The following is a 15,624-nucleotide window of genomic DNA, read 5'->3' as shown; positions in this document are numbered from 1 at the left end:
TGATGTTGAATCAGTCACAATCTGTAATGGAGACGCTTTATCTCCTAATGTGTAACGTTACACATTCAAATTAACAGGTTCGTTGGTCCTTGTCAATCTTTACTTTTACATGAAATCAAAATTATCCTCCCGGTTTCTTGCGTGGCATTTTCCTGTGTTAAACGGTAATAAGGCTGGAAATACTTAGTGATTATCAGCGTATGTTACTTTTTTCTTCTCCAGGAAAATCCTATTGAACGGCATTAATTCTTCACAAGGGACCATCGTTTAGAATCATTCCTTTTTAGAAAACGTTACACAAAAGGCAACGAAAAATCCCGCCTGCCCCTTTTACGGACCTGGCGGGTGCGTATATTGTCTATGCTTTATTCTTTTTCACAGAGCTTTAAGCCTGCTTCGCCTTGCAGCTGTTGCGGATAACCAGCTCTGTTTTCAGTACGGTTCTTTCCTTCGGCGCCTCCGGATGCAGCAAACTATGGATCATTTGCTTGATCCCCGTATATCCCGCTTGCTCCAGCGGCTGTCTGACCGTGCTGATCGGCTCGAAATAACAATCGAAATCCGCCGGCCGCTCATCGTCAAATCCGATAATGGATATATCGTCGGGTACGGACAAGCCCATCTCCCCGAGCGCCTTGATCGCGCCGAAAGCGGAGATGTCCGTCGCGAAGAACACCGCATCCGGCCGCTCCACGCGGCCCGCCAGCTCCTTGATGCTGTCGTAGCCGCATTTGAAGAAGGTATTCGTGCTCCACACGTCATGCGCTTCACTGGACGCCTCGCCTTCGAAGGGCACACTGAAATCCGGATAGACAATCAGAGATGGATCAATCGGAATTTGTGCGTCCTGAAGCGCCCTCATGTAGCCGTTCAGCCGGTCCAGCGTGATTTTGAGGTTGATGTTTCCTGTCACATGGGCGATCCGGCGGTGGCCAAGCTCAATGAGATGCTGAGTCGCCTGATAAGCGCCATCGACGTTGTCGATAACAACCTTGTTGACATCGACTCCCTCCAGATCGTTTTCGATCAGGATGAAGGGGAAGCCCGACTGCGATAAATTCATAATGATCTCGTCATCGGATACAAGGCTTCCATAGATCAGAATCCCGTCCACCCTTCCTTGGGTCAGAAACGAGAGATGCCTTTGCTTCTTCTGGATATCCCCGTTCGAGCTGCAGTACATGACGTTATAAGCGTTCTCTTTGTCAAAGTCCGCGGCTCCTTTCTCCAATCCCTTAATCAGCTTCCCGACGAAAGGCGAGAACAGGTTGTCCAGCACGATTCCGATAGTGTTGGTCTTCTGCAGCACAAGCGACCGCGCCAAGCCGTTAGGCACGTAATTGAGCTCACGCATAGCTTGAAGAATTTTGGCTCTGGACTCTGGCTTCACTCCTTTGCGATTGTTAAGAGTACGCGACACGAGCGTTACGGACAGCCCCGCTCTTTCCGCCACATCTTTAATTGTTGCCATTATGTTACCTCCGGTCTCTATGCCAAGGCATCGCTGCCCTTTGCATAAAAGCTATATTCTATGGGATAAATTCTCCTTCGGCGCGCCTTCCCGGTATCCGCCCGCAGGCGGCCGCAGGACTGCATTCGGCTGCGGCGCCAGCCAATGCGCCGCATTTCGCAGAACAAGTCCGATTTCCTTCTGATAATAGATGGGGAAACGCCAGACGGTCGTCCAGCTCGTTGTTATCCGGATGACTCCACCATACGAGCACATCGGTCTGATCCAGAATCTCTCTGCTTAAACCGTTTTCCGGCTCATCCTGGGTTGCCGTGCGGACCTCAAATGCATGCTCTTCCAAGAAGCCTTCGGCAATCGCCTGATGCATGCCATCCGGATAGACCCGGCTTACCGGCTCGTACCGGTCTTGATTATGCTCGCACCATACCGTTACCTTTACTATGCGAGTCACAGACATCTCCCTTTTCCTATTTTACCATTCATTTGCAAAACTAATAAATAGAGTTCCCTGACTTACCTCTATCTCCAGTCAAAAACAACACAGGTCCTGCTTAATGTTCCGCTTGCAATACGTTCATACACCGCAGCGCAGTTCGAAGGGGATTCCATGCTGTAAACACCTTCAACCTTGATGAGGCCATCCCTGATCCACTCCATCGCCTTCACCATATTGCCATGATTGCTGTTCGGCTCGAATTCCCGGGACTTACGCGGAAGCGACCACTCCCAGCCTGAGAATACATGAATATAACCATAAAAAATATTCAACAGCAGTTCATGCGCGAATGTATCGGTGGAGCGATACCAAGGCACTCCTATAATGTACAGCTCCCCTCCTTTGCGCAGATTGGATACCAGAGAAAAGACCGCTTCTTCCCGGCCGGAGCATTCCATGGCGAGACCGGCCGTCCCCTTCACCTCAGGCACGTCCTCCAGGGAAGCATGCACATGGCGCAGCCCACAGGACAATGCGACATTCCGGCGCTTCTCATTGGGATCGAATGCATAGACCTTATAGCCGCAATGCTGCATCACCTGGGCGCACATGAGGCCGACCACCCCGAGCCCCGTCACCAGCACCGATTCCGTCGGGCGGATCCGGGTATGAACCATCGAGGTCATCGATACCGCCGGAAAACGGCCAATTACCGCATGCTCAGGCAGCATTCCCGCAGGAATTGGTATTAGCTCGTCGTCGTTTACCCGGTTATAAGCGCGATGTGGCGTAAAAGCGAGAACTGAATCGCCTGCCCGGACATTCGTCACTTCGCTTCCGGTCTCCAGAACCTCCATCACCACAGCATAGCCGGTATCCACCGGATAGACGGTGCCTCCGAAATAATCCATATAAGCCCCGCGCTCCGAGCCCGAGGAAATCAAAGAAACCAAAGTGCGGCCGATTACCTCATGAGGGCCTGGCGGGCTGGAATCCCAATCGCATGAAACAAGCGCGGCTTGCTGCTTCTCTATAAAACGCACGACCTGATTTTCGCGTATCGTTATGACAAACGCCGCCTCTCTATATATTTTCCTGTGTGTAACGTTTCACATTTAAATTAGCAGAACTCCTTAACCATTGTCAAATACTACTGCCCTTCAATGCGGCGAATCAGCCCGAATAGCTCCGCCGATTGGTGACAATTGTCCAGCACCCCGAAGGGAATGCCTGAAGGGTACAAGGCTTCCAGGCTGCCCTTAACCGCACCAATTACCGGCTCATAGACGGCATTCACAATCTGCGCCTGCGGAGCGGCAGCTTTAATTTCCGCAATAACTGTTTCCAGGAGCAGCGGGTATTTCGACTTGAACAGACCGCCGGATAAAACCACATCCAGCCCGGTCCCCTGCATGCCGTATTGCATGATTCCCGCTGTAACATACCGGCTGATGCTTCTGGCAAAGCTGCTTACCAAACCGACGGCGACTCTATCTCCCTGATCGGCAAGCTCAAAGAGCAGATAGGTCATGTCCTTGGCACTCCTGCCCAACCGGTTCCGGGGCAGGTCGTAAAGAATTTGCTCGGCTGATTCGCGCTGATAAAAGTCCAGCACCCGCTGCGTCAGGCCGGTCGGAGGAAGCCTGCCGATCTCCGCATCGAAGAGCGCCCGATGGATACGTTTTCCCAGACCCCTGCCGCCTTGATCGTCTTCATCAATGTAGCTGCTGTACACCCGCTCCGCCCCTGCCCTGCTGCGTATAGCCACATTCAGACCGGTTCCGGCGCATATAATCGCACAATCGGACGTATCCGTTCCCGCCCGCAGCGCGATCAGACAATCGTTGCTCACCTTTACTTTGGAGCAGTCCAATTCCCTCTCCAGCATGGATCGGATCAGCGTCTCTTCCTCCAGCCAATTGACGCCGGCAATGCCTGCCGTCACGCTATCGATATCTTCCAGCTTGCAGCCTGCCTGCTCCAACGCCGCCTCGACGGCTTGACGAATAGCTTCCGTCGCATGCTCCAGGCCATCGAAGTAAAAGCAGGAGCCGTAGCCCGTCCCCTTGGAGATCAGCTGGCCCAGCGTATCGAAGATGACTGCGACCGTCTTGCTTCCCCCCTGGTCCAATCCCATGTGCAAAGTCATATGCATCCTCCCACTTTTGTGTAACGTTACACCAAACTAATGTATAACTCCCCTGGCAGATTGTCAATCGGAGTCAGCCCAACTGCTTGAAGCATAATGAAAAGAGCACCGGACACGGTACTCTCTCGCAGTTGGCGCTGAGGTACCGCCCTCACCAAACATTCTTTCCCGCCGCAGGGGCTTACTTCAAGGAACAGGGTGATCGGGTAGACCAATCGGAATTGAATAAACCCCCATTTGACCGCCAGATAATGGAATTGTTTGTAATTTCGCTGGCGGTTGGCATCCCATCAGCTAAAAATATACCCACACCCTTGATAACTAGCGTTCTAATGTGTCACAATCAATATAGGATACGCAGAATATCCGCGTGAAGCTTACATAGATCCCGGACGCGAGTCACCATGCAAAATGAGGAGGAAATTCATTCATGAAAACAATGAAACTGGGAACCAGCACTCTGGAGGTGCCGGTCGTAGCAGTCGGCTGCATGCGTATTAATTCACTGGACAAGCCCGAGGCGGAACGCTTTATCCAAACAGCATTGGAAGAAGGTGCGAATTTCTTCGACCATGCGGATATTTACGGCGGTGGAGCATGCGAGGAAATATTCGCGGATGCCATCCATATGAACGATGATATTCGCGAGAAAATCATCCTGCAGTCCAAGTGCGGCATTCGCAAGGGGTCGTTCGACTTCTCCCTTGAGCATATTTTAGAATCGGTGGACGGTGCCTTGAAGCGGCTCAAAACCGATTACCTGGACATTCTGCTTCTTCACCGTCCCGATGCGCTGGTAGAACCGGAAGAGGTGGCAAAGGCTTTTGATATTCTGGAAAGCTCGGGTAAAGTCCGTCATTTCGGCGTTTCCAATCAAAACCCGACACAGATCCAGCTGCTGAAGAAGTTTGTGAAGCAGCCGCTTGTGGCCAACCAGCTGCAGCTCAGCATCACCAACGCCAATATGATCTCCAATGGCGTGAATGTGAACATGGAAAATGATTCAGCTATAAACCGCGATGGCAGCATACTTGATTTCTGCCGGCTGAACGATATCACCATCCAGCCTTGGTCGCCTTTCCAATACGGATTCTTTGAGGGTGTTTTCCTCGGAAGCGAGAAGTTCCCGGAGTTGAATAAGAAGATCGATGAAATCGCAGGCAAATATGATGTCAGCAATACAACCATCGCCATCGCGTGGCTTCTGCGCCATCCGGCACACATGCAGCCGGTCACCGGTACGATGAACATAGAGCGGCTGATTGATTGCTGCAAAGCTAGCGAGATTTATCTGACGCGCGAAGAATGGTACGAAATCTATCGTGCGGCAGGCAATGTGCTTCCTTAAACATACAGGCATAAGCTTTTGTAGCCCAGCAGCCTCATGTCCTTTTGGACAGAGGCTGCTTTTTTCTATCCTTCAGTTTGCAGAGGTGTTCCTCGATTTTTTTAGGATTGATAACTGAGCTCTTGATAATCGTCTGACAGGAAGGTATCGGTGCAAGCTGCTCAAGGCCTCCCCAAAAAGAAAAAAGCAGCCATCACAGAAGAGACTCTGCGGCAACGAGTCGTGGATCAGCAAATTCACCTTATTTTATAACGCATTTCAACTCAATATTTAAAAAGTACAGTATATTCTATAGTTCTTCTGGTAAAACGTTTTAGGCATACACGATATAATAAAGCTCTGGAAAGGAGAACCAGACCAAGAAATGTAAGCGCTTAATATGCTTAAATAAAATTATTGTAGGGGGAATGTAATCCAATGAGTAGAAAGCTCAAACAGGTCTTCTCGATCTTACTCGCTGCAACCTTGCTTGTCCCTTCAGGCTGGCTCGCGCCGGTCGCGGAAGCCGCAGCGCCGGAAATACCCGTAATATTGTATCATCGGATTGTCGATAATGCGACGGACGACTGGACTCATACAAGTGTGGATCATTTCACGAGTCAGATGAAATACCTGAGCGACAATGGTTATGACACTTTGTCTGCAGAACAGTATGTCAATATCCTCGAAGGAACAGAACCGTCCCCGGATAAGCCGATCCTGCTGACATTCGACGACGCGACTCCTGACTTCATTACCCATGCACTCCCGGTGTTGAGGGAATATGGAATGAAATCCGTTCAGTTCGTTGTCAGCGATTGGATCAACGGCAATTACAGCATGACGACGGCGCAATTGCAAGAGCTTGCGGCAGAGCCCGGCGTCAGCCTCCAGAACCATTCCCAGACGCATAACGGCAGCGAGGATAGCGCAGCCGGAGAGATTTGGACGGGCAATATCACCAAGGAGCAGGCTGATGGCGAGATTGCCGCAGCGAATGCATATCTGAAAAATATCACGGGCAAGGACCCTGTTCTCTTGGCTTACCCCTACGGTGCCTTCAATGCGAACGCAGAGGCAGCAGCACAGGAGAACAGCATGAAATACGCCTTTAAAGTAGGTTATCCGAATCAAGGGAACTACGCTATGGGCCGCCACTATATGATGAGAAGTACGACCCTGGGCCAATTCGCTGCAATGGTTGGCGGACCTGCACCGGCAGAACAATCAGATACGGTTTATCACGAAACCTTTGCAAGCGGCACGGGAGCTGCTGCACAATCAGGCAGCGCCAGCCTGACGCAGGCCACCGGTAAAGTATTTGCCGGCAATGCGGACGGAGCTGCTTTATCTGTAAGCAATAGACTCAATGACTACGATGCGGCTGATTTCAAATTCGCCGACATCGGTCTGGCCAACGGCAAAACCTACACGGTAACCGTTACCGGCTATGTTGACGCTGATGCGGTTGTGCCTGACGGCGCGCAAGCTTATCTTCAAACGGTAAGCAGCTACGGCTGGTTGGCGGGCGCAGATTTTGCAGCCGGAGAAGCTTTTACCTTAACTAAAGAGTTTACGGTTGATACTAGCAAAGATACGAGCCTGCGCGTTCAATCCAACTCTGCCGGGGCCGCTGTTCCATTCTACATTGGAGATGTATTAATCACCGAGGAGGCATCTTCAGGCGGTGGTGAAGAAGAACCTCCCAGACCGCCGGCTTTAGACTTCACCACAATAAATTTCGAGGATCAAACAGCAAGCGGCTTTGAAGGCCGTGCAGGCACCGAAACGCTTACCGTTACCAATGAAGCCAACCATACCGACGGCGGTTCATACGCTTTGAAAGTAGAGAACAGATCCGATGCCTGGCATGGGCCGACACTGCATGTGGAGAAATATGTTGATGAGGGTTCCGAATATAAAATTTCATTCTGGGTCAAGCTGATCTCCCCCGCCAGCTCGCAGCTCCAGCTGTCCACGCAGGTTGGTCAGAGCAGCCCCAGTTATATTAACCTTACACCAAAAACAATCAGCACCAGCGACGGCTGGGTTCAGTTCGAAGGAACATACCGTTATACAGATGCAGGCAACGAATTTTTGACCATCTATGTGGAAAGCTCCAATAATAAAACAGCATCCTTCTATATCGACGATATCAGCTTTGAACGTACAGGTTCGGACCCGATCGCCATACAGAAAGACCTGACTCCGATCAAGAATGCTTATCAAAACGAGTTCCTGATCGGAAACGCGATATCGTCGGATGATCTGGAAGGTGTCAGACTTGAGCTTCTCAAGATGCATCACAATGCCGCTACAGCAGAAAATGCGATGAAACCGGATCAGCTGCAGTCTGTGAAGGACAACTTTACCTTTACCTCAGCGGATGCGCTTGTGAGTACAGCTCTGGCCGAGGGATTGCAGATGCATGGGCATGTGCTGGTATGGCATCAGCAGACGCCTGCTTGGATGAATACGTCCAACGGTTCCCCCTTGGGAAGGGATGAAGCTCTCGTCAATTTGAGGACCCATATCAAAACGGTCATGGAGCATTTCGGCAATAAGATGATCTCTTGGGACGTCGTCAACGAAGCGATGAACGATAACCCTCCCAACCCATCGGATTGGAAAGCTTCACTGCGTCAATCCCCTTGGTATACTGCCATCGGACAGGATTATGTGGAGCAGGCGTTCCTGGCGGCAAGAGATGTGCTGGACGCGCATCCGGAATGGGATATCAAGCTTTATTACAATGATTATAACGAAGATAATCAAAGTAAATCTCAGGCCATTTACAGCATGGTCAAAGAAATCAATGATAGGTATGCGCTGTCTCACCCTGGCAAACTCCTCATCGACGGCGTCGGCATGCAGGGGCACTACAATGTAAACACGAACCCGGACAATGTTAAATTGTCCCTGGAGAAGTTTATTTCCTTAGGTGTAGAAGTAAGCATAACCGAGCTTGACATTCAGGCAGGCAGCAGCAACCAGCTCCCCGAGCAGCTTGCGAATGCCCAAGGCTACTTGTACGCTCAGCTGTTTGACATCTTCAAGGTCCACGCGGCAAGTATCAAGCGGGTAACCTTCTGGGGACTGGATGACAGTTCAAGCTGGAGAGCCGCTAATAATCCGCTGCTGTTTGATAAGGACCTGCAGGCCAAACCGGCTTACTACGGTGTAATTGATCCGGATAAATTTATGGAGGAGCATCCGCCTGTATTGGCAGAAGCCAAGCAATCCACCGCTAATTTTGCTACGCCTTCAATCGACGGTGCTGTTGACGCTGTCTGGAGCGAATCGGCTGAAATACCGGTTAATAACTATCAGATGGCGTGGCAAGGTGCGACCGGAGCAGCAAAAGCTCTCTGGGATAATCAAAACCTGTATGTTCTGATCCAGGTCAGCGACGCGCAGCTTGACAAAACTAACGCAGCTGCCTATGAACAGGATTCCATCGAAATCTTCCTGGACGAAAACAATGCAAAGACATCGTTCTATCAGGATGACGATGGACAATACAGAGTTAACTTCGACAATGAGACTTCATTCAATCCGCCGGGCATCGCAGACGGTTTCGTATCGGCAACCAAGGTTTCCGGTACAAATTACACGGTTGAAGTGAAGATTCCGTTCAAAAAGGTAACACCAGGAACCGATAAGAAACTGGGTTTTGACTTACAGATCAATGACGCTAAGGACGGCGCCCGTCAAAGCGTTGCCGCATGGAACGATACGACAGGCAATGGTTACATGGACACTTCCGTGTACGGCGTACTGACCCTCACCGGCAATCCCGTTGATCCCGTTGATCCTGTTGATCCCATTGATCCCGTTGATCCTGTTGATCCTGTTGATCCCGTTGATCCCGTTGATCCCGTTGATCCTGTTGATCCCGTTGATCCTGTTGATCCCGTTAATCCGGGCGGCTCAATTGGCTACGGATATAACCCGTCGACAGGAAACGTTGAGGTCAAAGACGGCAATGTTACGATCCTCCCTGAAGTGAAGAACGTGGGCGGCCAAGTAACAGGCGTCGTTTCCGCTGAAAATCTGAAAAGCGCGCTTGAACAGGCTGCTCCAGCAGCAAACGGCAAGAAACATATCGTAATCGAAGTGCCGAAGCAAGCGGATGCAAATTCATATGAAGTGCAGTTGCCGTCTCAAAGCTTGAAGGGTCAAGAAAACTTCGTGCTGTTGATGAAGACAGAACATGCAACGATTGAAATTCCAGGCAAGATGCTGTCCAATGTGACTGAGAATCCGGAGCAAGTATCCATCCGCGTAGCCAAGGCTTCGACAGTCAATCTGGACGCAGCTGCCCGAGAACAGATCGGTGACCGTCCGGTACTGGATCTGAGCGTGGTAGCCGGTGACAAAGTCATCGCTTGGAACAATCCGAATGCGCCTGTAACGATATCTGTTCCTTACACGCCGACAGCAGAAGAGCTCAGCAATCCGGATTCGATTGTCGTTTGGTACATCGCTGACAATGGCGAAGTGACATCGGTCCCGAACGGCCGATATGATGCAGCAACCGGAACAGTTGTATTCCAAACGACCCACTTCAGCACCTATGCTGTGACCTCCGTCATCAAAACCTTCGGAGACCTGAAGAATGTCCCATGGGCAAAGCAAGCGATTGACGCCATGGCAGCCCGCGAGGTCATCAAAGGAACATCCGAGGACAGCTTCTCTCCTGCAGCTTCCATCAAGCGAGCGGACTTCATCGCCCTTCTTGTAAGAGCGCTTGAATTGCACGGTACAGGCAAGAATGAAGCGAAGTTCAGCGATGTCCAGAAAACCGCCTATTATTATGATGAGCTGGTCATTGCGAAGGAGCTGGAAATCGCCACCGGCTTTGGAGACAATTCATTTAAACCAAGCCGCAATATCTCCCGTCAAGATATGATGGTACTGACGACACGCGCGCTGGCGGCAGCCGGCAAGCAGCTCGATGCCAGCGGAACCTTAGACGCTTATCCTGACGCGGCAAGCATTTCTGTTTACGCCAAAGACAGCGCTGCAGGTCTGGTAAGATCCGGAGTTGTGAACGGCAGGAACGGCATGATTGCGCCAAACGAATCGCTCACCCGCGCTGAAGCGGCGGTTATCCTGTACCGCATCTGGAATCTGTAATCCCAGCTATGAAAGCCGATCAAGCAGGAGGGGGCGCAGCCCCTTCCTCTCACCCATGAAAACACGCGTGTAAATAAAGCTTAAGCCCGCAAGTGTAAATAACAAATGAGCCCAGCCATCTTACAAATGGCTGGGCTCATTCTGGTTTTTTTACGTTCATCCTTCAACTGCTCGATGATCTTGTTGGGCGAAACAGTGATGGGATTTGATCGTTGTCTGGATTTATTATCATGGATTCCCACTCGGACAAATACATACCTCCCCTAATGCCAGAATAGATCTTTAATGATAAGGTTTTCTGTAAAGGAACTGGGGGCTTTCTGGAAAGCTCCCTCTTTTCAAAATCTAACTTACATTTACCTCAACTTTATGAGAAGATTAAAGGAATGTTCTTACTTTACATTATAGGGAATAAATTAAAAGTTTGGTTGAGGGGTGGTTATCATGGACTTATATGTTATTTGTCTCGTCATAGGTGTGCTTCTGGTGGCCTTAGGCTTATTCGGGTTTGAATTAGGAAGTCACATCGGGGTGGAAACATTCTCTCTCGCTTGTCTCTTTGTCACCTTCGGAGGGCTGGGATTGATAATAGAAAATTGGATATTAACTTCGACAATATCGTTTGGCTTTACTATTATAATCCATTTTCTGGTTATAGTCCCATTGAGAAAGGTACAAAGTTCCACATCAATCTCTCGTACAAGTCATGTGGGTAGTATTGCTACAGTAGTTTCTCTTGTACCTGCCAAAGGATTTGGTGAGATTCTTATGAATGCGAAGCTTGCCCGGTCCAACCAGATAGCGTCGAGTTTCGACGGTGAAGACTTACCCGTAAATACGAGAGTAGTGGTTGTAACTATCACTAGTGAAGGTGTCTATCAAGTAAGTAAATTAAATTGATTATGAGGAGGTTTTTTAATGTCGATGCCCATTCTTATTGGTGGCGGGTTAGTGGTTCTAATTCTTGTTGTGGGTTTTTTGACTTTTATTTCAAAATACAAAACAGTCTCTCCAGACCAGGCTCTCATCGTAACAGGCAGCTATCTCGGCAATAGGAATGTTATTTCATCTGATCCCGATTCTACAAATCCACGTAGGGTGAAGATCATAAGTGGCGGCGGAACCTTCGTCTTACCGATTTTCCAGCGGGCACAGGCGATAAGTCTGCTTTCGCATAAAATCGATGTTTCGACTCCTGAAGTCTACACGGAGGAGGGGGTACCGATCATGGCGGATGCAACCGCTATCATTAAAGTCGGCGGGACAATGGAAGATATCTTCTCGGCGGCCGAGCAGTATCTTGGTAAACCCGTTGAGTCACTCAGACTTGAAGCGCAGGAAGTTCTAGAGGGCCATCTTCGCTCGATTCTTGGATCAATGACTGTTGAGGAGATCTACAAGGACCGCAAGAAGTTTGCTTCTGAGGTGCAAGAGGTAGCCCACATCGACTTAAAAAAAATGGGTCTTACCATTGTCTCTTTTACAATCAAGGATGTACGGGACAAAAACGGCTATCTTGATGCTCTTGGTAAACCCCGTATTGCAGCTGTCAAACGTGATGCACAGATCGCCGAAGCGGAGGCCAATAAAGAAGCTGCTGTAAAAAGAGCGCAAAATGATGAACATGCGCGTCGTGCAGAGATCACAAAAGAAACGGCCATTGCTGAAGCTGAAAAGGATATGGAACTGAAAAAGGCAGCGTTTAAAAAAGAGCAGGATACGGCAAAAGCTGTAGCAGATGCAGCTTATGGTATTCAGCAAGCTACTTCGGAACAGTCCGTCATTGAAGCGAAGATGAAGGCGCAGCAAATCCAGAAAGAGAAAGATATCGAATTAGCGGAAAAGGAGTCCCTCCGCAGGCAGAAAGAGCTGGAAGGAACGGTAATGAAACAAGCCGATGCTGACCTTTACCGGCGTACTAAGGATGCCGAAGCCGCTCGTATTGAGCAAGAAACAAAAGCCGCTGCTGATGCCGAATCACTGCGTTTGCAGGCTGAAGCAGACGCCAATGCCAAAAAAGCCCGGGCGACTGCTGAAGCAGAAGCAGAACGGGCTAAAGGAACCGCAGCCGCTGATGTAGAACGCGCGAAAGGTAAAGCTACCGCTGATGCTGAGATCTCCAAAACGGAAATCCTCAAAGCACAGGGCGAGATGGAAGCCGCAGCTGAAAAAGCCCGTATCGACAACTTGAGTGCTGAGGGTCAAGCAACAGCATTCGCTATCGAAGCTAAAGGTATTGCAGAAGCTAGGGTTTTCGAGGCTAAGGCTAAAGCCGAGGTAGAGAAAGAAATGGGTCTAGCTGAAGCAGCTTTGAAACTTGGCCAACTTCGCTTCGTCGAACTTATTACTGCCGTTCTCCCAGAAATCGCTGGTAAGATTGCCGAACCAATGGGCAACATCGATAAAATCACGATTATCGACACCAATAGTGAAGGTGGAGGTGGTATGGGGAAAATCACAGGTCAAGTAACAAACCTTATGAAATTCCTGCCTGAAGTTGTTGAGGATATGACTGGCATAAAATTGTCCGATGTACTCTCAGGATTAACAAAAGGCCGTCTTAGTGGGGAAGCCTACGATCCGGTCAGCTTTCCTAATCTCCTGAAAAGTCTCGAAGGGGTAGATTCGAAGGCATTAGAAGCTGTTCTGAAAAATTTCAATCCAAATAAAGTTGAAGGGCCTGAAGTTGAGTAGGCATAGAGGGATGTATAAAAACAAAGGCTGACTTCTTGTCACCGCTTTTGATTTGTACGCCCAGCTTGGACGGACATTTCTACGCTGATAAAAATAAAAATTATATAGAGGCGCATGATAAGTTCTTTGGTAACCCGTCTATATCTTGTTAATACAGGAGAACGAGAACATGTATGCATCAGGAAACCGGGCACTGCAGGGCTAATGCTACATGTTCTAGTCCAGGGTTCAAATGGCAAACCGCAAAATATTGCGAAACTTGGCCTCCCGCCTTTGCTGCGGCTCAATGCTAGCGGCGCTTATATCATCGGTGTAAGATACATGTCTGCGAACTGCTTCGATACCATTGTGACGCTCCAAATCTACTGAAGCATCTGATATCGGGTTTGTGAATTGGTTCTTCAGTGAAGTCAGTTACCCCGGATGGATGAATCTCTATTCACGGAAATTTTCTCTAATCATAAACTCACAGTCCAGTGTATGATCATTTACCATTCCAGAGGCTTGCATAAAAGCGTAACAAATCGTCGACCCGACAAATTTGAAACCTCGCCTTCTCAAATCCTTACTCATCGCATCCGATTGCGTTGTAGTCGCCGGAACCTCGCTTTTGTTGCGCCAGTGATTACGAATCGGTATGCCACCGACGAACTGCCAAATGTACGCATCAAAGCTGCCGAATTCCTCGCGCACCTTCAAAAAGTTTTGAGCATTTGTGATTGCCGACTGAATCTTCAAGCGATTGCGGATGATCCCCCCATCTTCCATCAACTCCTCCACCTTGTCCTGATCATACTCTGCCACCTTGTCCGGATCAAATCCGTCGAAGGCTCGCCGATAGCCCTCGCGTTTCTTCAGTACTGTATACCAGCTTAAGCCAGCCTGCGCTCCTTCTAACAGAAGTAACTCAAAGAGTTTTTGATCATCATGGACCGGTACTCCCCATTCATGATCATGATAATCCATATACAACGGATCTTCATTGACCCAAGCGCAACGTACAGGCATCCATTCCACCTTCCTTTCCTAAAACTATAAGATACGGGCTACGAGCGAGTGAAATCATATAAAATAAAATTTGCTCTAGAATTAAAAACTCTAGGGCATTCTTGTTAAAGGCGAGAAACCTTATGGACATATAACAAGGCATTCTGTATCTCCTAAGAAATTCCGAAATTCATTGCTGTTATATTGCAATTTTATATATGTATGTAGGACCAGTTAATACCTTAGCTCTGACATTCACTCTTGAACCTTCGGTGCAAGTTGTTGTTCGCCACAGGCAAAGTTATGATTAAGCAAAAACCCGACCTCTTGCAGTCGGGTTCTACATTTGGTGGAGGCGAGGGGGGGGATCAAACCCCTGTCCGAAGACTACGTCACATGCGCTTCTACAGGTGTAGTCACAGTCTTGATGTCACCCGAGTATCGTCCCGTTTATTATTGACAAAGTTTATTTGAGATGATAAGTTGACGTAATACCCATTTTTATGGGTCATATTACAAGGGGTGCTTTATATGTTTTTACCTGTGCACGAACGATTCATAAATCAAGCAAAGGAAACGCTCAGTCAGGATCAACGAGTTCGGGGCCTCCTTGCAGGCGGTTCCATGATGACGAAGACCATGGATGAGTATAGCGATTTAGACCTTATCATCGTATACGACTCTGCCTATCAGGAGCAAGTCATGAATCAACGGCTTGATATTGCAGAAGGATTGGGCAAGCTGCTTTCTGGTTTCACAGGAGAACACGTTGGTGAACCTCGTTTGGTTATTTGCTTATACGGACCAGAGCCTCTGCATGTCGATCTTAAATTCGTTACATTGGAAGAGCTTAATATACGGATTGAAAACCCTCTTATTTTATGGGAGAGGGATCAGGAAATCAGTAAAATTTTTGAAGAGACCTCCCCCTCACATCCTTATCCAAGTGCACAATGGACAGAGGACCGCTTCTGGGTCTGGATCCATTACGGCGCAACGAAGCTAGGAAGAGGGGAATGGTTTGAATTAATCGATCATATTACATTTATTCGCGGTACTGTATTGGGTCCTTTGGTGTTGATGCATAATGGCCAACTTCCCAGAGGAGTTAGAAAGCTGGAACAATATGGCGTCAGTGAAATAGAAGAGCTAATAAAGACGATCCCTTTGCACAGTTCCGAGAGTTGCTACCATGCGTTAAAAAATACGATCCACATCTATAAACGCTTGCGTCAACATTCTGATGGACTCGTATTAAAAGAAGAGGCGGAACATGCATCTATTGCTTACCTTGAGAAGGTGTATGCTTCGTTGATTAATTAGAACGCAAAAAGAGCACCTGGAATGCTGCTCTTTCTCATGGTATTGGTGGAGGTGAGGGGGATCGAATCCCTCTCCGATGGAACGCCACATGGGTTTCT

General features: G+C 48.9%; 9 protein-coding genes. 4 read left to right on the top strand and 5 right to left on the bottom strand.

The annotated features are described in order from the left end of the window. Positions 1 to 385: 385 nt before the first annotated feature. The 4 genes from AC0YOB_RS15870 to AC0YOB_RS15855 all read right to left on the bottom strand — a co-directional run bounded on the left by AC0YOB_RS15870 (position 386) and on the right by AC0YOB_RS15855 (position 4,056). Positions 386 to 1,471: a LacI family DNA-binding transcriptional regulator gene (locus AC0YOB_RS15870; protein WP_475793603.1), complete on the bottom strand. Its 1,086-nt coding sequence runs from the start codon at positions 1,469 to 1,471 to the stop codon at positions 386 to 388. Between the two features lie 58 nt (positions 1,472 to 1,529). Continuing rightward, complete coding sequence (locus AC0YOB_RS15865) at positions 1,530 to 1,922, bottom strand: type 1 glutamine amidotransferase family protein (RefSeq protein ID WP_475793602.1); 393 nt, start codon at positions 1,920 to 1,922, stop codon at positions 1,530 to 1,532. A 68-nt stretch (positions 1,923 to 1,990) separates the two neighbouring features. Next, positions 1,991 to 2,950, bottom strand: coding sequence for a zinc-binding dehydrogenase (locus AC0YOB_RS15860; protein WP_475793601.1), 960 nt, complete (start codon positions 2,948 to 2,950; stop codon positions 1,991 to 1,993). A 107-nt stretch (positions 2,951 to 3,057) separates the two neighbouring features. Then, positions 3,058 to 4,056, bottom strand: a complete 999-nt coding sequence (locus AC0YOB_RS15855) for an N-acetylglucosamine kinase (protein WP_475793600.1) — start codon at positions 4,054 to 4,056, stop codon at positions 3,058 to 3,060. A gap of 430 nt (positions 4,057 to 4,486) precedes the next feature. Between AC0YOB_RS15855 and AC0YOB_RS15850 the strand changes: the two genes are divergently transcribed. The 3 genes from AC0YOB_RS15850 (at position 4,487) to AC0YOB_RS15840 (ending at position 13,216) form a co-directional block, all read left to right on the top strand. Further along, positions 4,487 to 5,404 carry an aldo/keto reductase gene (locus AC0YOB_RS15850; protein WP_475793599.1) on the top strand — a complete coding sequence of 306 codons (918 nt, stop codon included), beginning with the start codon at positions 4,487 to 4,489 and terminating at the stop codon, positions 5,402 to 5,404. 417 nt (positions 5,405 to 5,821) lie between these two features. Further along, positions 5,822 to 10,522 (top strand): endo-1,4-beta-xylanase, encoded by a 4,701-nt coding sequence (locus tag AC0YOB_RS15845; protein ID WP_475793598.1) that lies wholly within the window; start codon positions 5,822 to 5,824, stop codon positions 10,520 to 10,522. 918 nt (positions 10,523 to 11,440) lie between these two features. Continuing rightward, positions 11,441 to 13,216, top strand: a complete 1,776-nt coding sequence (locus tag AC0YOB_RS15840) for a flotillin family protein (protein WP_475793597.1) — start codon at positions 11,441 to 11,443, stop codon at positions 13,214 to 13,216. A 435-nt stretch (positions 13,217 to 13,651) separates the two neighbouring features. Here AC0YOB_RS15840 and AC0YOB_RS15835 read toward each other — a convergent pair whose 3' ends face one another. After that, positions 13,652 to 14,224: a DNA-3-methyladenine glycosylase I gene (locus AC0YOB_RS15835; protein ID WP_475793926.1), complete on the bottom strand. Its 573-nt coding sequence runs from the start codon at positions 14,222 to 14,224 to the stop codon at positions 13,652 to 13,654. 510 nt (positions 14,225 to 14,734) lie between these two features. Here AC0YOB_RS15835 and AC0YOB_RS15830 point away from each other — a divergent pair. Beyond that, positions 14,735 to 15,526 carry a nucleotidyltransferase domain-containing protein gene (locus tag AC0YOB_RS15830; protein ID WP_475793596.1) on the top strand — a complete coding sequence of 264 codons (792 nt, stop codon included), beginning with the start codon at positions 14,735 to 14,737 and terminating at the stop codon, positions 15,524 to 15,526. Positions 15,527 to 15,624: the final 98 nt, after the last annotated feature.

Source organism: Paenibacillus sp. JT31N17, assembly GCF_056269255.1.
The sequence above is the reverse complement of the archived record's forward strand: the minus strand, read 5'-3'. Positions and strand labels throughout refer to the sequence as shown.

Coding starts and splice junctions, on each gene's coding strand:
- AC0YOB_RS15870 (WP_475793603.1), bottom strand. CDS start 1,471: ATGGCAACAATTAAAGATGTGGCGGAAAGAGCGGGGCTGTCCGTAACG.
- AC0YOB_RS15855 (WP_475793600.1), bottom strand. CDS start 4,056: ATGACTTTGCACATGGGATTGGACCAGGGGGGAAGCAAGACGGTCGCA.
- AC0YOB_RS15850 (WP_475793599.1), top strand. CDS start 4,487: ATGAAAACAATGAAACTGGGAACCAGCACTCTGGAGGTGCCGGTCGTA.
- AC0YOB_RS15845 (WP_475793598.1), top strand. CDS start 5,822: ATGAGTAGAAAGCTCAAACAGGTCTTCTCGATCTTACTCGCTGCAACC.
- AC0YOB_RS15840 (WP_475793597.1), top strand. CDS start 11,441: ATGTCGATGCCCATTCTTATTGGTGGCGGGTTAGTGGTTCTAATTCTT.
- AC0YOB_RS15835 (WP_475793926.1), bottom strand. CDS start 14,224: ATGCCTGTACGTTGCGCTTGGGTCAATGAAGATCCGTTGTATATGGAT.
- AC0YOB_RS15830 (WP_475793596.1), top strand. CDS start 14,735: ATGTTTTTACCTGTGCACGAACGATTCATAAATCAAGCAAAGGAAACG.